Source organism: Salinivibrio sp. PR919 (assembly GCF_001995355.1).
GTDB classification, from domain to species: Bacteria; Pseudomonadota; Gammaproteobacteria; order Enterobacterales; family Vibrionaceae; genus Salinivibrio; species Salinivibrio proteolyticus.
Window position 1 is genome coordinate 1 of the sequence record NZ_MUFL01000062.1, and the last position, 22269, is coordinate 22269.

Genomic DNA, 22269 nt, shown 5'->3' on the forward strand with positions numbered 1-22269 from the left:
CACTGAGGCAGCATAGAACACTATAACCAGTAACCAGTTTTTCATACTCACACTCCGTCTTTTTGTTCTTTCGCGTTATTAACCCTAGTCAAAGGATGGATACCGAGAAAGCACATAATAGGAGTGAGAGCGCAGTCATGAATAAAAAGTGAAAAAAGCCGCCACATGCGTGGCGGCAATTTTTTAACAGTTACCGAGGCATAAAGGTATTTTTGTAAAACCCATAGAATCCTGAATCCGGCGCATGAAATTCGACCCCACCGAATAAGCGCAGCGCTTTCCCGTCGCCCTGGGTCTGTTGCTTGGGTTCGATAGCACCAAAACGTTTATAGCGATTTTGAGAGACAAGAATAAATTCATGTCTACCATCGCGGTCTCCTTCCGGCGGCGAGTAGTGACCGACAATATTCAGCCCAATGCTAAGTGAGTCCTCTGGTAACGGCATATCTTGCAGTAACCGTACCTGTGTAAAGTTGCCATCGCTATCACGCTCGATAATCGTCTGATATAGACGACGATCTTCTTCTGCAACACCATCCAGTTTAAGGGTGTAGAAGATACTCACCATCTCCCCAGTACAAACGAGCGTTAATGATGGGAAATCATCATCCGGGTAGCCATCGGTAAAATCGTCCGTGATAAGCGACACCAGCCCATCTTTGATTTGATACACATGCTTGTCTTCGCATACCACAATAAAGATGCATGACTGTTGCTGGTGTACCGCAACAATATCGAGTATGTCCTGAGCACGTGAATCCTGCAGCTGAATAGCATCGTCTCTCTGAGGAGCCACCTCGATACCATCGGTATGATATAGTGTGTTTTGATAACTACTATCTCTACACAGAAAGACTGCCTGGTTAGCGTTGTTTTTATTTACACTTTCACAAGCTATCGTGCACTCGTCGATATGGGTATAAGGGTTCCAGTGATCATAATCAAAGCTATCTGTAAACCCGTCTCTAAAAAAGCTATCCGTCCAGCCATATTCGGGCGCATCGAAATTACCACCAAAGTAATAAGTGCGCTCCGTTTTTGGCGAAGACACCATTGCTCCTAAATGTGTGCGGGTTTCATTATCCTCGATAGATGGCAGCCCATCCCAGCTAGTGTTCATCGTTTTTACATCAAATGGTCTAAAACTGGTTTTAGACATGTAGGTTTTAGCACGGCAAATGTACTGTCCTACGTCGGCATGAATGAGACCTGCTGGTTGCACCACGTCACTGGTATAACGCTGTATCGGCGAAGGCTCGGGCTCCGGCTGACGTAAAGCATCGAAAATCCATTGTGCAATCGCGATCACTATCCCTACGATGGCAACCACAATGCCTAATGGCCCTGCCAGCACACTCCCCATCAGTGCCGCGACCGCGAGCCCAAATGCAGCACCCGATATCAGGAAGTTAACTGAAGCCCACACAATATCCGCGGTATCACCGCTGGCAATCGCTTGACCAAGATTCCATCCGGCAATGCCGACTGCAATAAAGGCGAGCCCCACAAAACATTTACTCACCAGACTCGATACTTTGCCAAGAAATAATGACTCCGCAATTCGGCGCTCAACGTTCATAAACTTGGCAACACGACYGGYCAGTTTGCCCAGAAACTCACTAAATTTAGACATGACTTTCGCGATCTCATCGGTTATGGGTGTTCCCTTACCGAATAAGAAATGCGTCACTTTAGTGGCGAGGATCTCATAGCTAATTTGCAGCGAGGTTTCGATAAATGCGGCCCCAAGGCCAATGAGTTCGACGGGGTTATCCCACTCATCTCTGTCTGTCGCGGATGCCCACGTAAAGTGGCCAATGCCGAGTAGCAAAGTCAGCGAGGATAGAACAATGTCTGTCATACTTCGCTGGCTACTGACCGGCGTTTCCAGTTCAGGGTATTGGCTCGTCAACGCTTGCTGAGTGGCATAATTCCCTAAGGTCTCGTCGCGTAGCCCTAGTCCTTTAAACGTGTTCCAAACGGTTTGCACGCCACCGTTGTTGCTAAAGAACTGCTGCCAGAACTGGCTTTGAGTCGACGATTCATTGTTCTGCAGAATGCGAGCAACGGCGAAGAAATTCTCCTCATTGGCGAGCACAGAATACTGAWCGCTCTCACTCCCCCAGCGCAAACTAAACGCGACGCCGTTAATCACAGTGCCGAATAGTACGCGTTCGATGTCACGCAGGGCGTCCTCGGTTTTGGGCCGGTCTGCTGCAATGTTTAAAGTGCGTATTTTCGCACTCGTCGCATTCACTTTTTGAACCGCAATATTGAAGCGGTTATCGGCATTGTCGTTTACCGCACAATCGTTAAGCAGCGACTCAAGCGTACTATCTTGCTGGTAGTATGCGATCAGCTCATCTAACCAATAAGACGCATTTTGCTTGTACTGTCCCAGTGCATTATTTTGACAATAGTTTGTCGCGATCGCGTAAAGCTCATCAATGATTTGTTTGAAGGTTTCCCCTTTCTCTGCCAAGTCGATATTGGCATGCGCTTTGATCATGTCCCAACTGTTGTAGGCAAGGCGATCATTAACGTCCACATTCTCTTGCCCTTTGTAGCCATACTGTAAATATTGACTGATGTATTCAGCCATATAGTCATCAAAGTAGGTTTGATAGCGCGCATAAACATCACTCACTGACTGTTGATTATCATGCATGGCTAGTACATCGTCATTTGGCTCAACCGCACCGCCTATTTCGTCGCTSAGACCACCGTGATGGATCCGAAAGTTATGCTTCATCATATTCTGAAACATCACATGCGCGAGGTAGTTAGCTTCGTCAGTGGGCGTCTCGAAATCCACTTGGTCTAACCCTAAACCGCTATGCTCTGATGAATCCGTGTAAAAACTAATCGCATCAAGCTCACTGAGCTCTGCTGAAGTGGTTGGTGCGACCCACTGTGCCGCTTTGACAGATTTTGGTAACACGGCACCCGCCGCTATGGTTAAAACAGCCGCCGAAGAATGAGTTAAAAAACGACGGCGACTTTGGGAGCGAAGCCCTTCCCAGACATTGCATTTGCTTTTCATGATTGTCCTCTTCTCAATCGGGATTATCTTGAATGAATAAAAAAACCCGCATCTTCGGATGCGGGTTTGAGGTTATTTAACCGGTTTGATGGTCAACTCAGCATTGTTGAAACCAAGGCTAGCAAGTTCATCAGGGTCAAAGTTAGAAATCAGTTCCACCCCGTTTGCTTCGCCAGTCTTGGTCATTGGCGAAATAGAACGCTTGACGCGAGCGGAAGCCGCTTTGCCAATTGGCTTCGCTTGGCCAAGCTCAATGGTCCCTGCATACTGAGATTCCGCATAAAAGTCACCCGATACATAGGAATAGAATGGACGCAAGCTCTTCCCTGTTGCCCACTGCATGCTCTCTAAGCCATATTTTTCAATCGCCCAGCTCCAGTCCCACCATTTCACTTCGCCGGGGATGTAACGATGATGCCACTGGTAAGCAATATCGTGCTCAGGCTTGCTGCTGCGCCCCATCGTAAAGGTATGTCTTGAAGTAGGACGATTTTCAGGGTGCGAATGCCACGCGTTTCCGCTCCAACGCRAGAAACCGTCAAACATCACGTCATAACTAATATCGGCGCCAAAGCGGTACGGATAAGAAATGCTCGACCGATAAAGCTCAACGCGAATAGGGATCTCAGAGTTCGCCGGGACAAATGGACGCGCTTGTAACGTCACCTGCTCACTGCTCGAGCCGCCATTGCTGTTAGCAAAGCTTTGATTCGCCTCAAATGAAATAGTGAGCTTGGTTTTGCCTACCAATGGCCACTGAAAATCGTTTTCTGTTTGTACTTTTTGCGCAAATCCATAGGTATTGGTTTTCGACCAATTGGTGGCCTCATCGACTTTGAGATCAACCACCACTTGTTGAGGCTCGTCGAGGTTGTTGCGGGCGACAGCAGAAATCGTTTTGACTAACTGTTTATCGGACTCAACCACATCACCATGCCAGAAGTCACTGTCATTTAAGGTGTAAGCGAAGTTATCGACCTTGATAGTTGTTTTCTCGTCACAGCGATATCCATCACACCCGCCATCATTGTTACCGCGAATCAACCATTGGTCGCCAGAACGCCAAACGTTCATATCTTCACCGATGTAATCACTGTGATTGCCACCTACCCATGCATAACCAAGGTAATGTGCGAGATAGCTCAGCGGTTTGATAAATTCACTGCGGTTGTTGACTAGGGAATATTGGATATCAAGCTCAGTGCCTTCTGGTATGCTTTGAGCGGCATAATCCGGAATTTCACCCTCATCATTGATGGGATAACACCATGTATCTTTCGTTTGGCCGTAGTGTTTGATTTCACCGTTATAGCCGCTACCCATGATCGCCCAATCGCCTTCGAGTCCAGCGATTTGCCATTTCCCCATGCGCTCCATCAAGAAATGGCGGTGGGTACTCGCCTCGTCTGCCGTTAAGGGCCGATAGTTGGCTCGACATTGGTCATCGCCTAAGGTATCGAGCACGATTTGGTCAGGATAGATTCTCGCCTGAGCCACCCCCGTACTGACGAGCACTGCGATGGTGGAGAGAGTCAAGGTTGTTGTACGTGAAATTGTCGCCATTTGACGTCTTCCTTTTGTTAGGTGTTATTAGAGTCTGCCGGCCATTCCAAAGCTGACCCTTTGACCTTTCCATAGTCAATAACAAAAACAAAATGAAAAACGATGATTTAAATTCCCTTTACAGTTCATTACTTTATGCTGAATTCACATTTATTCTCAAAACGTAAAACGTGATATTTATTCAGGAAAAACTCACCCAAAAAAAGCAAATAAAATCAATTAGAGTTACTGCTCTATTATTTAGGTATGGGTTTTTAGGATAGAAAGTCGAAATAATAAGACGCCGTAAATACCTACTCGACAAGGCTCATAAAAATAAAGTTAATACTCTATTTTTCTTCCCCAGCAAGAAATTGCTCAATTTCATGAGTGGCATGCTCAATATTGAAAGGGGAATATCGAATAAGCACACTACGATTCGTCTTTCTTGAGACAAAATAAATCGTGGAATACTTGTGCTTTTTTTCTAGGTAGACGAGGCAATCACACTGACTGTGGGTTAAAAATTGCTCCATGGGAAAGTCAAGGCGCGTTTCTTGAGGATAGAAAACATAAAGGCTACCGACACGTTTCTGTGTCAGCCCGCCTCGCTGAACTAAATCACTCCAGCGCCAGCCATTGATTTTTCCTACCACAAACACGCTGCTCGCCACACATGCTAATAACATCAACGCCATCATGACACACTGGCGTATCGGTTTACTCGATACTACCTGATTGTCAGCGCCCTGCCTCGAGTCGCTAGCAGAAATACCCGTTGCAGCATTCGTCGTGGCAGGTGCTACTTTAGTTTGCTCTATGGTTGCCTGAGACTCACTGACAGTCTTGGTTTCTACCATGCCCTCGACCATGCGATAGCCTTGCTTGGGCACAGTGACTACCAACATAGGATCCGCGCTAATCGCCATTAGGCTTCGTCTCAGCGCACTGATTGATTTGGCTAACGATGTTTGACCAATGTATTCATTTCCCCACGCGTAACAAATCAAGGTTTGCTTACACACGGTCTCAGGGGCATGCAGCAACAGGCACTCCAACACCAAGGCTTCGCGGAAGCCAAGTCGGGTGGATTTGTGGTCTTGATGCAGTTTCCTAGCAACAGCGTCGAAGTAAATCATAGGCTTTTTCTTTTGATTATAAAAAACTCAATAATTCATTGCGATAGTAAACAATTTTAATTCGAAACAAGATCACATTTTACATAGAAGTGAGACCCGGACTATTAATATAAAAAATAATAACCACATAAAAAATGTGCAATTAGACATATAAAACCGATAATAAACCGCCAATAATTGTTTATTTCCCATACAAAACAGATAAATAAATCAGACACAAATTTTGCAACGATGTCAAATTATTGATTAATGAGAGAATTATTATTATGGAAGTTATTGCATAGTGAGCTATATAATACTGAGTGTTTACTCAAAACAGGTTGGCAACAACAATGAAATATATTTATAAGATAACAATGGCAGTCGTCCYTCTTATGATGTCTTCAACAGGCTTTGCTGCCATCGGGCAATACAAGATTGTGTTAGTGCATGGTTTTCAACCCGCACAACTAAAAACGCGTCCTGCTCATGATGAGGTCATACGAGATGGCGGAGACTATTGGCAAAACTTCTGGCTACAGCATGCTGATGCTCGGATTGACTGGCCTGCCCATGAGCGCATTGAAGGGAAAATAGCCTCCGATTATCTTTGGCCTGCGTTGAAAAACCTTTCCGAGCAAGAAACCTGTCTGTCCGGCTGTATTTTAGTCACCCACTCTACCGGCGACCTAGTAGCACGCTATCTGCTCGATAACCAAGAAAACTGGCTGAGCAACGCAGGGCTAGAGCCCCTCAATATTGTCGGCACCTTTGATTTTGCTGGCGCAGGTGGCGGTGTTGAGTTAGCCAACATCGCAGTAAACCTTGCCGAAGGTGGTGGCTGGCTAAACCATGCGATGAAAAAAGCCGTGTCACTTTGGATGGGACAAATGCCAACCAAAGACAACATTGGCGTACTGAACGACTTAAAAGTAGCCAATGCACGCCAATTGGCGATGTGGCCAGATAACCGAGTGCCACGTATCCGCTTTGTGGGGAATGGCTCTGACTTCTTAGGCGCCACGTCTCCCTTTATTCCGGGTAGTGATGATGGCGTGGTCGCCGCCCACTCAGCCTGTGGTGCCGCCGATGCCGATGAGTTTGATAGTTGCTCCACCACGATTGAGTTTGATGGTAAATTGGATTACGTCCATAAAGGCGTTAAACGCTTTATGCCGTTGCACTATCCGCTGTTGATGGGCGATAAGTATAGCCACCTCACCATCTTTAACCCTTGGCACAAAGGGAAGGTGACAGCGACCGATCCAGAGCTTGTGCTCGGCGATAATGCACGGATTACCGTCGAAACCGTGGAAAAAGATAGCTGGTTTGGTAAGAAATATCGCTTTGTCCGTGATTCCGACCGTGACACTTTGTCCGAGCTAGTTCATGCCCTTCCGCAATAATCCGGCTCAAGCTGTGACCTAACTAACAAAGCTGCTCTTTTGTTCACAAAGAGCAGCTAGTCAGATTTATTCATTTTTATGGGCTGTGTTAGTTTATTCGTGAATAATTAATTAGAGATTGCTATGACTAGACTGCTACTCGCAGTAACCTTGGTGGTATCCATTGGAGTTACTGCCTATCTATGGCTTGATGTTCCCGACGCTCCGCCTGCCACACCAACTGCTGAGCAGAACCATCAACAGCTGTTGCTCGACACAGCTGAATACGAGCCACCAATTCGAGAGTCTACCGCTCGAAATGGGCAATATCGTCCCGAAGAACCCGATATTGTGGAAACCTCGATGACACCAACACTCAGCTACATCGCGGCCGACTATGCGGAGCAAATCCAGCACCCCTCTTATTCGATCCCCATTCCATCCAAACAAAGCCCGTACCTACACTGGAATCGATATGTTTCCACGCCGATGCCGATCCTAGACGGCTCAGTGAAAGCGGCATTAAAGCTCAACCAATACCGCTACTTTTATCCAGAGAACATCCAGGCCTCACTGGTCACCCCAGCCTCTCTTAATCACGCGACCTTATCGGTCATTGATGTCGAGTCTAATCAGGAATTGACCCGCCTCGATGTTACGGATACCCAGTGGAATATTGAGCCAGAGGCCGATTGGCCCATTGAGCTTCGCCTCAAGGCGACACTCAGTTTTGATGGTGGCGACGATGTACTCACCGCCGACTTCCGCCTCTACCAACCCATTGCGGAAGTGAAAGGCGTTAAACCGGTTTTCGGCCGCGGGCCAGATATGGTTATTCCACTCGTTTTAGATATCGATAAAGGCGGTATTTACCGAGTGCGTGCCAATTTATTTACTGCTGACGATCAACCCGTTGCGGTGTTAACCACTAAGACACGCCTCAGTGAGGGAGAGCAATCTCTGGAGCTGCGCGCATTTCGAGCCTCAATGAGCGGCTATGGCGATGAATGGCAACTGAAAGACGTGGTGATTGAACGTATGTCGGGCTATCCCGGTGAACGGGCACAATTTGGCATCAGCCCAGAAGACCATTATTTCCTCGGCATTTTTGATACTGGGCAACTATCTGACGAGCCCTATCAAATGAGCGAGCAAGAGCGGATGCAATTAGAGTTTTTACAGCATGCCGCTCAACGGTCTTAACGGCTCAGCTTTCCATCYGAGTGACTTGCTCTCGTGCGGTATGAATACATCGACGCACAACATGAGCGGTATTAGTCCGCTGCCACGCCAATACGACGTGACTCACTAAGGGCATGTCTTCGACCGCGACCACAGCAACATGATCGCTCAGCTGTGTGGTCAATGATTCAGGCACTAGGGCAATCCCAAACCCCGCAGACACCATTGCCGTTGCTGAATGTAATTGCGGTGCCAGCGAAGCATTTGATGGCGCCAGCCCTGCCCCTTTTAGGGCATCCACTAAGGCATCGTGTAGTCCTGGGCCAATATCACGCGGAAACAGAATAATCGGGTCATCGCCTAGTTGTGACAGCGTCACGCTTTGCTGCTTAGCAAAGGTATGATTGGCGGGCACCACTAGCTTAAATGGGTCAGGAAACAGCGGCGTATGCGCCACGTGTTCACTGGCATAACATGGTAAGCGTAGAAAGGCGAGATCGACATCCTGTTGKCGCAAGGTTTCCACCAACGCTGGCATGGGTAACTCTATGGGTTGAAAATCAATGTCTGGATGGGCTTGCTGTAACCGCCGAACCAGTTCTAACACGGCTTGGCTCACTACCGTGGAGCTGGCAAATCCAAGCCGCAGTTGATTCCGCTCTCCTCGCGCCACTTGTTTGACCCGCTGCACCGCATGATCCAACTGCGTCAAGATTTTCACCGCATCATCATAAAGCACCTGACCAGCGGGTGTTAACGCCACCCCACGGGATAAGCGTTCAAATAAAGGCACCCCCACCTCTTGCTCTAGCTTTTTAATTTGCTGGCTCAGTGGTGGCTGCGCAATGCCCAACTTTTCGGCTGCGCGGGTGAAGTGTCGGCACTCTGCCACCGTTACAAAATACCGTAAATACCTTATCTCCATGACCCTGCCTCCGAGAAATCTCTGATATTCAGTATCTTACCACGTTTTTTATGTGCCATATCTTTTCGATATCAAAGCCAACTTTTTTTATATTGGATGCTATCCACGTCAGCTCGCATCATATCTATAGGTTTCATACAACAAACCGTTTGGTTATCAGAACGGTTGTTAAACACGGTTAACGAGGACGCTTTATGAGCACCCAAACCTGCCACTGTGCCGAGCACATTGCGGCCGCCTACGTTGAGCATCACCAACACACTGGAGAGGGCGAAATCTATCAAACCTCCCTGATGAGTGCCTTGATTGATGGCGTCTATGAGGGTGACACCACCATGGCCGATCTCCTCAAACATGGCGACTTCGGTCTCGGCACATTCAACCAACTCGACGGTGAGCTCATCGCCTTTGATAAAACCATATTTCAGCTGCGCGGTGATGGCTCGGCACGCCATGCCGACCCGGACCAAAAGACCCCCTTTGCGGTCATGACCTTCTTCAAGCCAGAGATCAGCCAGTCTTTTGATCACCCCATGTCGCGCCAAGAGCTGCATGATGTCATCGATAGCTTGGTGCCAAGCGATAACATTTTTTGTGCGGTTCGTATCGATGGTGCCTTTGAGCATGTGCGCACTCGCACTGTGCCCAAACAAACTCCGCCGTACAAACCTATGCTTGAGGCCATCGCTGCACAACCAGAGTTTCGCTTTGACCATGTTAATGGCGTGATTGCAGGATTTCGCAGCCCACAATATACCCAAGGGATCAATGTCGCTGGCTATCACGAGCACTTTATCACTGACACACGCCAAGGCGGTGGCCATGTCCAAGACTACGAATTGGCGTGTGGCACCTTGCAAATTGGACGGGTCTCTAAACTGGTCATTGATCTTCCGACCAATGCCAGCTTCCTCGGCGCGAATTTAACGCCGGACAACATACACGCCGCTATCGAACAAGCAGAAAAATAATATCACCTCCCATTGGGAGGCAACCTCACGAGGAGCCCAGCATGACTAAAAAAACACAGTGGGACAATGGCGCACAACTGATCGCAAATCACCTAGAGCAGCAAGGTGTGGWATACATTTTTGGTATTCCTGGTGCCAAAATCGACCGTCTCTTTGACGCGGTTGAAGACACCAACATTAAGATGATTCCCGTTCGTCACGAGGCGAATGGTGCCTTTATGGCAGGCGTCGTCGGCCGTCTAACCGGTAAGGCGGGTGTGACTATGGTGACCTCTGGCCCAGGCTGTGCCAACTTGGTCACCGGTCTGGCAACCGCAACCTCAGAAGGCGATCCCTTGGTCGCATTAGGGGGCGCCGTGAAACGGGCCGATCAACAAAAACAAACTCATCAAAGCCTTGATACCGTGAGCGTATTCCGCTCCGTCACCAAATACAGCGCCGAGGTTCAAGCCAGCACTGCTGCGTCTGAGATCCTTGCCAATGCCTTCCGCTCAGCAGAAAGCGGCCGCCCCGGCGCTGCCTTTGTCAGTCTGCCCATGGACATTCTCAACGAACCCGTGGAAAACGATATTCTCGCGCCAACCTTCCCCGCCCAGCTCGGCATGGCAGATACGCGAGCCATCAACGAGGCAGCCAGTAAAATCAAAGCGGCGAAAAATCCGGTTTTCCTCCTAGGCTTACAAGCCAGTCGCCCCGAGAATGCCGCCGCTATTCGTACTCTGCTTAATCGTACCCAATTACCCGTTCTCGGCACCTATCAGGCGGCAGGTACCGTTGATATTAGCTACTACCAGCGCTTTGCGGGTCGCGTGGGGTTGTTCAACAACCAGCCCGGTGATCTATTGCTCGCAGATGCAGACCTTATCATTACTATTGGTTTTAGCCCGATTGAATACGATCCTGAGCTTTGGAATACCCAACACACAGACATCGTGCATATTGATGTCGAGTCTGCGGAAATCGAGCACTACTATCGCCCCAGCGTTGAGCTCGTGGGTCAAATTGAGCCTACCCTGAAAGCACTCACCGAGCAGCTCGATCACCACTGGCTGATGCCGCCTACCACCGTCGATGTGCTCGAAGAAGTCGCTCACCAACGTCAAGCGATTCGGGCTTATAGCCAGTCACACCAAGAGTTTGCTTTGCATCCGTTACACCTAATCAAAGTGATGCAGGATGTGATCACCCCAGACACAACCTTGTGCTTGGACATGGGCAGTTTCCACATTTGGATTGCCCGTTACCTCAACTGCTTCCGTTCCCGTCAATTGTTGGTCTCGAACGGTCAACAAACCATGGGCGTCGCCCTTCCTTGGGGAATTGGTGCTAGCTTGCTCAATCCCGATCGCAAAGTGGTGTCCGTTTCCGGTGACGGTGGGTTTATGCAATCCAGCATGGAGCTTGAAACTGCTGTGCGCCTCAAATGCAACTTGCTACACATTATTTGGGTGGACAACGCCTACAACATGGTAGAGATGCAAGAGGTCAAAAAATATCAGCGCTTTTCCGGTGTGAAATTCGGCCCGATTGACTTTAAAGCCTACGCCGAGGCGTTTGGTGCCAAAGGTTTTGCGGTCACACGCCAAGAAGAACTTGCCAGCAAATTGAAGCAAGCCATGGACACCGAGGGACCCGCAGTGATCGCGATTCCCGTCGATTATAGTGACAACTACAAGCTAATGGCCCCTCGTGAGGCCGGCAGTATGGATCCGGTATTCGCCTAATAGATAAGTACTTTTTCAAACAAACGTGCTCCTGCCGAGCAGTATCGTGCGAGGAGCCATATTAAAACCCAAAGATGCGTGGTTTAGCGCCGTTTAAAACAAGTCTCTTATTGAGCCCTATATAACATTCGAGTCAGTTCAAATATTTAGCACATAGGACTCATTGCTTAAACCAACACATCTCTTAACATGAAGAAACTATCACAACGATAATGGAGTTCACTATGGCAACGACCCCTCGCACGGTAACGTCTCCGAAAAAATTCATCATCGGAACCGGCCTACTGGCACAACTGCCAGAAAGCATTCAAGACTTTGGTTCTAACGCGTACATTATTTGCGATGAGTTCTTTCTCGATCAGGTGAATCAAACATCGCTTCCAGCCATTGAGCGCGCAGAAGGCTTAGCCGCTCATGTCGAGAAATTTCAATACGAATGTACCCAGCAAGAAATCGATCGTAACCTTGGCATCGCCGAACAACAAAAAGCCAATGTCATTGTCGGTATTGGTGGCGGGAAAACCCTAGATTGCGCCAAAGCTGTCGCGTACGAGCGAAAAGTGCCGGTGATTTTATATCCGACCATTGCTTCAACCGATGCCCCCTGCACCGCCTTGTCAGTGATCTACAAACCTGACGGTGAGTTTGATCGCTACTTATTCTTGCCACAAAACCCAGATGCAGTGATTGCCGATACGGGCATTATTGCCAACGCGCCAGCACGCTTCTTTGCGGCAGGCGTAGGTGATGCATTGGCTACCTACTTTGAAGCACGCGCCTGTTATCGTGCCGACGGCGTTAACTTGGTCCAAAAGCGCCCTTCACGTACCGGCCTTGGCCTCGCTCAGCTTTGCTATGAGTTACTCAGCGAAAACATTGATGCCGCCATGGATGCATTAGCCAGTAAAGTCAGCACACCAGCACTGGAACAGATGATCGAAGCAACAATTTATCTCAGTGGTGTGGGCGCAGAAGCTGGCGGTCTTGCCGCCGCGCACGCGGTGAATAATGGAATGACCGCGGTGGCCGATTTGCACCATGCCCAACATGGTGAAAAAGTCGTCTTTGGCTTGCTAACCCAATTGGTACTGGAAAACGCCCCTAAAGAAGAAATTGATAATGTGGTCCGAATTATCAAAACAGCGGGTTTGCCACTCACGCTCGAACAAATGGGACTAAAAACCTTTATTGAAGAAGAGTGGCGTCAAGTTGCGCGCATCGCATGTGCAGACGGTGACACTATGGGCAATATGCCAATGACGGTCAGCGAAGACGATGTCTATCACGCCATGTTAGCCGCGAATAATATGGCAAAGCGGTATTCCGCGGCCTAAACACATCAACCAACTGACTCACCAAGCGTCCGTTTTTCCCGGGCGCTTTTTTAGTGGCGCACTACCAATCCATGCGCTGCGAGCGCGCGAGCTGTTAAGCCAGATGAAAATCAATCACAAACAACGGAGGACGTTCTGGGTAGATTTGCAAAATCAGCGCTTTCAGCTCAGTCAGCGACATTCCTTCTTGTTGCGCATGACGGGCATTAATGTCCTCGAACGCTAACGGCACAACGCTGTCGATCACAATGTCACACACATAATCATCGGTTTCTAGCTGATGCACCGCGACACGCGAACCAGGTTGATAGTGACTTTCGGACTCATCGCGAATGGTGATGGTTTTAACACCAGCGGCCACCATGGGCGTTAAGGTGGAGAAAAAGGTGATTTTGGTCGGGGCAGTCATGTTGTTTTCTTCCAAACCGTGTTGGCCTATAGTGCGATACGATTAAAAAAGCCCGCGCGCACTTGCACGCGGGCTTTCCATGCCTTGTGACGTTACGCCATCATCGGCACCAATACAAGCGTGCCAATAATCACGGTGATTAATCCGCAGAGAACTGGCACCGAGGTGCGTTTAACCACCTCAAACGGGCTGAGTTTTGCCATCCCAGATGTCGCTACGATCACTCCCGATACAGGCGAAACCGTGCGACCTAAATTAGACGCTTGCAACATGGGGATAATCAAAAACGCTGGGTTAAGCCCCATCTTCGCGGCTAATGAGGGCGCGAGTTCGACAAACGCGTAGAAAGGCGCATTGCCCGACCCGGTCGCAATCGCTGCCGCGACAGTGAGCAGGGTTAGCAACAACATCAGCGCGATACCGCCTGCGCCCGCACTTTCCGCCAAGCCCAATAAGTTGTCAATCGCACCAATCGACATCAAGCCTTGGGCAAATACGCCAGCAGCCACCAACAGCATCACGACGCCTTTAAAGGCATCCGCCATGCCTTCATAGCAGGCATCGAGATCTTCTAGCGTTCTTCTGCCATCAAATTTCTTGGTAGCAAAGTCCACCAATGCCCCCAAGAAGATCGACAAGACCACGATGGTATAAATATCAAGATACAGCCCCTCGATGGTTTTCCCATTGAACAGGAACACTCCGATAATGGGTAAAAACGGCAACACTGCGTAATAAGCAGGTGCGTGGGTTTCTATCTCAGAGACATCCACACGTTCCATCGGCGTGTTTTCTTTTTTATCCAGATATTTATTCCAAAAGTACGCCGCTGCTGCCATCACGATGATCGCACAAATAGAGACCGGCAATACGGTTTCGACCGCAAACACATGGAGAGGCAACCCGGATTTTTCCGCCGCAATCACCACATCGCCCGACGTAGGTGACAAAATAATGGCAGCGGGAGAGGCACACACCGCGGTGGCGGCAGGACGAGAAATGCCCATCGCGGTCATCATCGGGAACAAGGTGGCCATCAGAAGGACACCCAACCCAGTTGCAGAGCTGACTGCCAGCGACATTAAACATGCCACGATATAAGCCGCTACGAGCAGCACATAGGGTGACTTGATCACCGATAGCGGCTTAGAGAACTGTTTCACCACCACATTGTTGGCACCAATGTGCGACATATAGGCCGCAAAGCCACACAACAACATAATTTGCATCCCGAGGCCGCCACCTCGGTATTGCAGCATGTATTTCACGTATTCAAGCGAGTCGGTAAACAGATTGCCCGTCGACGTTAATTTAGCTGGCAGCACACTGTGTCCGATTAACCCGGTGATAATCAGTAATAAAATCCCTGCGGTTAGCAAGGTACTTGCAGCACGATAGCCTTTGACAATGAAGTAGCCCACCGCCACTGTTACAACGAGCCCAATGAGCAGTTCTAGCATAATTCACTCCGCCAGATGATAAAGATAAAAGAATGGGATGGAATTTACTCAGCTCACTGTACTAAACCCCTGCCTGTAGCACGACAACAACCAAACCCGAGCTTGATTTAAGACAAATAAAAAGCCGCCTATCAATAAAAGGCGGCTTGGCGATCACAGTTTGTCTTAGTTAAGTCATCGGCTAATGGTGGAGATCAAAACGGTCAGCGTTCATCACTTTCACCCACGCCGCCACAAAATCGTGTACAAACTTGGCTTGGTTATCATCTTGCGCGTAAAACTCGGCATAAGCGCGCAAAATTGAATTAGAGCCAAACACTAAGTCGACGCGACTTGCCGTCCACTTCACCGCACCAGAGTCGCGCGCAATGATTTCATAGCGGTTGCGGCCGACGGGTTTCCATTGATACGCCATGTCTGTCAGGTTGACAAAAAAGTCATGACTTAGCTGCCCCACTCGGTCGGTCAGTACACCTTCCGGCGCACCGCCATAATTGGTCCCAAGTACGCGCATACCACCCAGCAATACTGTCATTTCAGGGGCCGTGAGTCCCATCAATTGGGCACGGTCGAGCAGTAACTCTTCAGGCTGAACGGTGTAGTCTTTTTTCAGCCAGTTGCGGAATCCATCTGCAACCGGTTCTAGCACCTCAAACGAAGCCACATCAGTCTGCTCAAGCGTGGCATCACCACGGCCAGGAGCAAAGGGAACGTCGACGGGGAAGCCAGCCGCTTTCGCTGCTTCTTCGATGCCTTGATTGCCTGCCAGCACGATGGTGTCGGCCAAACTAATTTGATGCTTCTGGGCGATATTGCTCAGCACGTTGACGACCTTCGCCAAACGCTCCGGCTCGTTCCCTTGCCAATCTTTTTGCGGCGCCAGGCGGATCCGCGCGCCGTTCGCCCCTCCTCGTTTATCAGATTGCCGATAAGTCCGCGCACTATCCCATGCGGTCGTCACTTTCTCTGCCAGTGTCAGGCCACTGTTGGCAATATCCGCTTTTACCGCCGCGACGTCATAATCGGTGCGTCCTGCCGGTACAGGGTCTTGCCAAATCAAGTCTTCACTTGGCACATCTGGGCCGATGTAACGCGATTTAGGCCCCATGTCGCGGTGCGTGAGTTTAAACCAGGCTTTAGCAAAGGCATCCGCTAACTGCTCGGGATGTTGATAAAAACGCTCCGCAATGCTGCGATAGGTTGGGTCCATTTTGAGTGCCATGTCGGCATCCGTCATGATGGGATTACGACGAATAGAGGGGTCTTCCACATCGACAGGTTTATCTTCTTCTTTGATATCGATGGGCTCYCACTGCCACGCGCCTGCTGGGCTTTTCTTCAATTCCCACTCGTAGTTAAACAACAGATAAAAGTAGCCGTTATCCCATTGCGTGGGATGGGTGGTCCACGCCCCTTCAATGCCACTGGTGACCGTATCGCGACCAATGCCACGCGCTTGATGGTTGTTCCACCCTAAGCCTTGCTCTTCAATCGCTGCGCCTTCCGGCTCAGGGCCGAGCTGTTCCGCATCGCCATTGCCGTGACACTTACCGACTGTATGGCCACCTGCGGTGAGTGCGACCGTTTCTTCATCGTTCATCGCCATGCGCTCGAAGGTGACACGCATATCTTGCGCGGTTTTAAGCGGATCCGGATGGCCATCTACCCCTTCTGGGTTGACATAAATCAGCCCCATCATCACCGCTGCCAATGGGTTTTCCAGATCGCGTTCACCAGAGTAGCGGCTATTCTCAGCATCACTTGGCGCCAGCCATTCTTTCTCTGCGCCCCAGTAGGTATCTTTCTCAGGGTGCCAAATATCCTCGCGGCCAAATGCAAACCCATAGGGTTTTAAGCCCATCGATTCATACGCCATCGTCCCCGCCAGCAAGATCAAATCTGCCCAGCTTATTTTGTTGCCATATTTTTTCTTGATAGGCCACAACAGGCGGCGGGCCTTATCGAGGTTGGCATTATCCGGCCATGAATTTAAAGGCGCAAAACGCTGGTTACCGGTCGCACCGCCACCGCGGCCGTCGGCAATGCGATAGCTCCCCGCGGAGTGCCATGCCATGCGGATCATCAAGCCGCCATAATGCCCCCAATCGGCGGGCCACCAAGACTGACTCTCGGTCAGTAACGCTTTCACATCCTTTTTTAATGCATCGATATCGAGAGTTTTAAGCGCGGCGTGATAATCAAAATCATCATCAAAGGGGGAGGTTTTACTGTCGTGTTGATGAAGAATGTCGAGGTTTAGCGCGTTTGGCCACCAAGTTTTGTGTGCCATCGCTTCCGATGTTGCGCCACCATGCATCACGGGGCATTGACCGACCGACGTTGAGCCTTGTTGAGACATTGCTTTCTCCTTGCTCTTATTGTTCGACAAGCTCTCTTCACAGCGAATCAGCTTGCGCATTGCGTTAATAGGCAATCAGGCGAAGTGTCTGATTGTCCCGACTAATACAACGATAATAGGCATGAGACATCTGCGCTAATCTGTTTTGCCAATTACTGTGATTGCTGACACTCACCTTCACGCCTGAGTCAATTCGTCGCCTTGCTCTAACATACCTGCTCTACCATGCCCACTCACGGTTTTGTAGTACCACACGATAACCGTCCAGATCTTCAAAGGTACGCCCGTCTTTATCCCAGTAGCTATTGTAACTCGGCACAGGTTTAAACCCAGCGGCTTCAATTTGTTGACACGCAGTCTGCCATGCAGCGTGATCCGGCAAGTAAAAGACCAACAGGTTTTCCTGTGACGGTGCTGGACCGACATGGGTGCCGCGATGATGGGTAAATTCAAGGTGATAGTTGTGATGCGGGTGACCAATAATGGCACCATCAAAATCATTATGGCCCGAAAACGTCGCCAATAGCTCAAACCCCAGCCCCTCGCAATACATGTTGGTAATGTCGGCTAAATTGTCAGTGGGTCGTGCCACCCGCATCACGGTGTCTTTATCAATCATTGTGCTGACTCCTCCGGCTCGCAATTCAATGTTTGCATCATGGTGATAGAGTCTGGGGTAAACCCCAGCGCTTGATAAAACGCCTGCGCGTCCTGATTAAACGTCATCACTTCTAGTTTAATTACAGTGGCATGATTGTCTTTCGCCCATTGGGTACACGCAGCCATTAACGCTTTGCCCGCGCCGGTTCCACGCGCATCACGGTCAACCACAATGGTATTCACATGACACATGGGATCATCGACCAGATGAGGAATGTGTACAAACGATTCCAGCCTTGCCGACAAAAAGCCAATCACTTTGTTTTGATGCTCTGCCACCCAAAAGTACTTATCCGCTTCTTGCAGCGCTTGCTGCAAAAACGCCCGACCGCTTGGGCCAGGCGTTGCAAAAAGATGCGGCGCATGTTGATGGTGCATGTCACCAATTTGTACATTTAGAGCGAAGATGGCATCCAAGTCCTCAACCGAGGCGCGTCTCACTTGCATCCTTGTATCCTTTAAATCCTTTTGTGTATTAGGCGATAAAAATCTGCCCTAATACATAACCGAGCGCACAAGCGCTCACCACGCCAATTAAGCCGACCGCCATAAATGAATGGTTGAAATACCATTTACCAATTTTGGTGGTGCCGGATGCATCGAAGTTCACGGTCGCAATATCAGAAGGATAGTTGGGAATAAAGAAGTACCCATACACGGCCGGCATAATACCGATAAGCAGCGCAGGATCGAGCCCTAACCCAAGACCCACCGGCAACATCATCCGTGCGGTCGCGGCTTGCGAATTAACAACCACTGACACGATAAACAAGGCAAGTGCAAAAGACCACGGATATTGAGTGACCATCTCCACAATTCCCGACTTAAATTGCGGCATCGCGTATTGGAAGTAAGTGTCTGACATCCAAGCAATCCCGAAGATAGCAATAGCCGCCACCATCCCGGATTTAAACACCACGCCATTCGGCACATTACGCGGATCTGTTTTGGTCGCCAGTAAGATGATCCCGCCAAAGCAGAGCATCATCATTTGAATAACTACCGACATGCTGATGGCCTTACTCTCCCCTGCCACTGTGCGGATCTCTGGCCACATCGCGATAATCACAATGGTAACGATGGCACTAATGAACAGTAACACCGCATTGCGCGCGGAACGGGGTAACACCTCATCAAGTGACGTCGCGGTGGTATTTTCGATTCGCTCACGCCATTCGGGGTCTTGTAAGCGCGCTTGGTAATCCGGATCGTCATCCAGCTCTTTGCCACGGCGCAAGCTGTACAGAGACATCAGCAAGGTACCGAACAAGGTGGCGGGGACAGTCACCAACAAAATCGAGACTAACGTAATGTCATGTTGAATATCGGCAAGCTGGGCAAGGTAATAGACCACGGCTGCAGAGATCGGCGAGGCTGTAATCGCGATTTGAGAGGCAACCGACGCCGCCGCCATTGGGCGCTCCGGACGAATACCATTTTTCAACGCGACATCACCGATAATCGGCATAATGGAATACACCGCGTGACCAGTACCAAGCATAAAGGTCATGGCATAGGTGACAAACGGCGCAATCAAGGTGACGCGTTTTGGATTTTTACGCAATAATCGCTCAGCCACTTGCAGCATATACTTAAGGCCACCAGCCGCCTCCAAGATAGAAGCACAGGTGACGACCGCAAGAATAATCAGCATCACGGTCACTGGCGGTGACGTTGGCGGCATTTGGAAGATAAACACTTCAATGACCAAGCCAATCCCTGAGACCACGCCCAGCCCAATGCCCCCGTATCGGGAGCCGATATACAGCATTAGCAGTAAGAACAAGAACTCTAAATACAACATACCCTCACCTCTCTACCCGACTACGCAGGCTGTTTTTGTTATGCGTTTAGCCTAGAACTTGTGTCATGCCTGCCAAGTGGTGCCAATAGCCGTTGCAATCGTGGTTGAGCGGTTGCGGGTTATTGCCTGCTTGGTTAGCACGGAATTTGTCTACCCAGTGCAAGGTGTCAAGCGACAGTGGGCTTAACCGCACCACGTCCACCAGCCCTTGCATCGACGGTAAATCGTTAATGAGATTGGTGCACTGCCCGGACTGGGTTTGAATGCCGTTTAGCACAAATACGGCCTGACCCTCTTGTGATTCTGTTAACCGCCCATTGGGATAGTTGAGGCAGCACAGTTCGCAGTCATCTTTGGCACGGTTTTCTGAGCGCGCGGTAAAACAGCGTGCTGAATAAGCCAGTGGTAAGTAACCATAGCCAGTCACCTCCACCTCAAACTGATCGCGAATACCCAGTGCATCGCAGCCGTTCAACATATTCACCAACCAATCGCGCGAAAGCTCCACCGGCATCACCCAGCGYGTCATGCCAAGGTCAACAAATTGCTTTAATGTTTGTGGGTTATAGCAGTTGATAGCGGCCCCCACCACAAAGGGCTGCCGACGCTCACTTAAAAACTGCACCGCGCTCACGTCATTCGCTTCAATGCGAATATCATCATTGTCACAGTAGCGTTTTAGTATGCTCAACTCTGAGGGCGCTTCAATCAGCGCCATGGTCGAGAGCACCACTTGTTTACCAGACTCAGCCAGCTCACGCGCAAGCCCGATCCAGTCTTTGGTTTTCAGCTCTCGCCGCTTAGCACAGACGGTTTCACCGAGATAAATCACATCAGCTTGGCTGTCTGCTGCCGCTTGATAAAAGGCTTCAACCTCAGCCTTAGGCCAGTAATACAGGATCGGCCCGAGAGAAAATTGCATCATAATTCCTTATTGCCACTTGCGATGGTAAGCACCCAAACTGGTTTGCACCCCTTCAGAAAGACTATCGAGCGAATGCGCCCAATCCGGTGCAATATCAAACGCCTCGGGGTTGGCGACACAGCGATCAATCGCTTGACGCCATACCCGTGCAACTTGCTCCACATACGCAGGACTGCGCTGACGACCTTCGATTTTGACCGATTTGATCCCGGCGCGATAAAGCTCAGGCAGGACACTTAWAGTGTTCAAACTGGTGGGTTCTTCCAGTGCGTGATAGCGGTTGCCATCGACACAAAAACGGCCTTTGCAGAGGGTGGGATACCCCGCTTTTTCATCGGCTTGGTACCGATCAATCAAGACCCCGTTTAAGCGCGACTCCAACCCTTGCTCAGTATCTTGCCAGCGCACGAATGCTGCCGGTGAACAAGCGCCCACGGTATTGGGCGATTGGCCGGTAAGATAAGACGATAAATAGCAGCGCCCTTCAGCCATAATGCACAGACTACCGAAGGCAAATACCTCTAAATCGACATCGGTATCGCGTGCTAGTTGTTTAACTTGATGAATAGACAGCACCCGCGGCAATACCACTCGCTTAACGCCATATTGCTGCTGATAGAAACGGATCGCTCCAGCGTTAGTGGCGGATGCTTGAACAGAAAGGTGTATATCCAAATCGGGATAGGTGTTGGCGGCATAATCTAAACAAGCCATATCGGCAAGGATCAGCGCATCGGCACCATTACCGGCGGCGCTGTCAATCGCATATTGCCAGCGGCGCCAACCATCAGGATGGGCAAAGGTATTAATGGCAACGTGCAAGTCTTTGCCGTGGTCATGTACATACTGACTGGCTCGCTGCAATTTGCTGTCGGTAAAGTTCAGCCCCGCAAAGTGGCGCGCATTGGTATCATCTTTTAAGCCGACATACACCGCATCGGCGCCATGTTCGATCGCTTTTTTAACCGCCGGAATATTGCCCGCCGGACAAAGGAGCTCCATAACATTGCATTCCATTTTATGATTGTCCGGCTAAGATAAGGGCGTTGCCAACGTGGGGGGTTGATGTGTATCAAGCTCACTCAAGAAGTACGTGAAGTACTGGACATTTTATCGAATACCTCATTTACCATCGCTTTTAAGTTGATAGACACCACCTACCTGGCTGAGCACTGTCTGTCACATCTAAAATAGCTTTGAGAAGAAAAGCCATAACCATAAGCGAGTACCTATCAAACTGATCCACAGGAAAATCACTTCTTGTGCTCGAGATGCAAAACAACCCAGCTTTACATTCAATACCATATTAAAGTGTTCTTGTGGAACAAGATCCATTAACTATCCGTAGGAAAGCAGCCTGAATAAAACCTGACAGCATATAAACAATCACAGTGAATTTACATACATACAAAGATATGTCTATAAGAC

At 49.5% G+C, this 22269-nt stretch carries 17 protein-coding genes; 5 read left to right on the forward strand and 12 right to left on the reverse strand.

The window, feature by feature from the left end:
• Nucleotides 1-190: 190 nt before the first annotated feature.
• From BZG83_RS11780 to BZG83_RS11790, 3 genes are all read right to left on the reverse strand, one after another.
• Complete coding sequence (locus tag BZG83_RS11780; protein ID WP_077480748.1) at nt 191-3043, reverse strand: twin-arginine translocation signal domain-containing protein; 2853 nt, start codon at nt 3041-3043, stop codon at nt 191-193.
• 72 nt (nt 3044-3115) lie between these two features.
• The gene (locus tag BZG83_RS11785) at nt 3116-4606 is read right to left on the reverse strand and encodes an aerolysin family beta-barrel pore-forming toxin (protein ID WP_077480750.1); all 1491 of its coding nucleotides are present in this window, start codon (nt 4604-4606) and stop codon (nt 3116-3118) included.
• Nucleotides 4607-4935: 329 nt separating this feature from the next.
• On the reverse strand, nt 4936-5724 hold the full coding sequence (locus BZG83_RS11790) for a transcriptional regulator (protein WP_077480752.1): 789 nt from the start codon (nt 5722-5724) through the stop codon (nt 4936-4938).
• 374 nt (nt 5725-6098) lie between these two features.
• On the opposite strand from BZG83_RS11790, the gene BZG83_RS11795 reads away from it, so the two are divergent.
• Entirely contained in the window at nt 6099-7109 is a 1011-nt protein-coding gene (locus tag BZG83_RS11795; RefSeq protein WP_241828290.1) for a hypothetical protein, read from the forward strand.
• Nucleotides 7110-7232: 123 nt separating this feature from the next.
• Nucleotides 7233-8291, forward strand: a complete 1059-nt coding sequence (locus BZG83_RS11800; RefSeq protein ID WP_077480756.1) for a hypothetical protein — start codon at nt 7233-7235, stop codon at nt 8289-8291.
• A gap of 4 nt (nt 8292-8295) precedes the next feature.
• Here BZG83_RS11800 and BZG83_RS11805 read toward each other — a convergent pair whose 3' ends face one another.
• Nucleotides 8296-9195 carry a LysR family transcriptional regulator gene (locus BZG83_RS11805; RefSeq protein WP_077480758.1) on the reverse strand — a complete coding sequence of 300 codons (900 nt, stop codon included), beginning with the start codon at nt 9193-9195 and terminating at the stop codon, nt 8296-8298.
• 194 nt (nt 9196-9389) lie between these two features.
• Here BZG83_RS11805 and budA point away from each other — a divergent pair, with 194 nt between their 5' ends.
• The 3 genes from budA to BZG83_RS11820 all read left to right on the forward strand — a co-directional run bounded on the left by budA (nt 9390) and on the right by BZG83_RS11820 (nt 13224).
• Nucleotides 9390-10166 (forward strand): acetolactate decarboxylase, encoded by a 777-nt coding sequence (gene budA / locus BZG83_RS11810; RefSeq protein ID WP_077480760.1) that lies wholly within the window; start codon nt 9390-9392, stop codon nt 10164-10166.
• Nucleotides 10167-10207: 41 nt separating this feature from the next.
• Nucleotides 10208-11890: an acetolactate synthase AlsS gene (gene alsS, locus BZG83_RS11815; RefSeq protein WP_077480762.1), complete on the forward strand. Its 1683-nt coding sequence runs from the start codon at nt 10208-10210 to the stop codon at nt 11888-11890.
• Between the two features lie 224 nt (nt 11891-12114).
• Nucleotides 12115-13224: a glycerol dehydrogenase gene (locus BZG83_RS11820; RefSeq protein WP_069590201.1), complete on the forward strand. Its 1110-nt coding sequence runs from the start codon at nt 12115-12117 to the stop codon at nt 13222-13224.
• 94 nt (nt 13225-13318) lie between these two features.
• Here the strand turns inward: BZG83_RS11820 and yqfB are convergent, their stop codons facing one another.
• The 8 genes from yqfB to ubiU form a co-directional block, all read right to left on the reverse strand.
• A complete protein-coding gene (yqfB, locus tag BZG83_RS11825; protein ID WP_077480764.1) occupies nt 13319-13633 on the reverse strand; it encodes a N(4)-acetylcytidine aminohydrolase in 315 nt (104 codons plus the stop codon).
• 92 nt (nt 13634-13725) lie between these two features.
• On the reverse strand, nt 13726-15093 hold the full coding sequence (gene dcuC / locus BZG83_RS11830) for an anaerobic C4-dicarboxylate transporter DcuC (RefSeq protein WP_077480766.1): 1368 nt from the start codon (nt 15091-15093) through the stop codon (nt 13726-13728).
• A gap of 181 nt (nt 15094-15274) precedes the next feature.
• A complete protein-coding gene (gene katG / locus BZG83_RS11835; protein WP_077480767.1) occupies nt 15275-17452 on the reverse strand; it encodes a catalase/peroxidase HPI in 2178 nt (725 codons plus the stop codon).
• A 220-nt stretch (nt 17453-17672) separates the two neighbouring features.
• Complete coding sequence (locus tag BZG83_RS11840; protein WP_077480769.1) at nt 17673-18071, reverse strand: VOC family protein; 399 nt, start codon at nt 18069-18071, stop codon at nt 17673-17675.
• A complete protein-coding gene (locus BZG83_RS11845; RefSeq protein ID WP_077480771.1) occupies nt 18068-18559 on the reverse strand; it encodes a GNAT family N-acetyltransferase in 492 nt (163 codons plus the stop codon). The genes BZG83_RS11840 and BZG83_RS11845 overlap by 4 nt, the downstream gene beginning before the upstream one ends.
• 28 nt (nt 18560-18587) lie before the next feature.
• The gene (locus BZG83_RS11850) at nt 18588-19916 is read right to left on the reverse strand and encodes an anaerobic C4-dicarboxylate transporter (protein ID WP_077480773.1); all 1329 of its coding nucleotides are present in this window, start codon (nt 19914-19916) and stop codon (nt 18588-18590) included.
• Between the two features lie 46 nt (nt 19917-19962).
• The gene (locus BZG83_RS11855) at nt 19963-20838 is read right to left on the reverse strand and encodes a U32 family peptidase (RefSeq protein WP_077480775.1); all 876 of its coding nucleotides are present in this window, start codon (nt 20836-20838) and stop codon (nt 19963-19965) included.
• Between the two features lie 9 nt (nt 20839-20847).
• Nucleotides 20848-21843 (reverse strand): ubiquinone anaerobic biosynthesis protein UbiU, encoded by a 996-nt coding sequence (ubiU, locus tag BZG83_RS11860; protein WP_077480777.1) that lies wholly within the window; start codon nt 21841-21843, stop codon nt 20848-20850.
• Nucleotides 21844-22269: the final 426 nt, after the last annotated feature.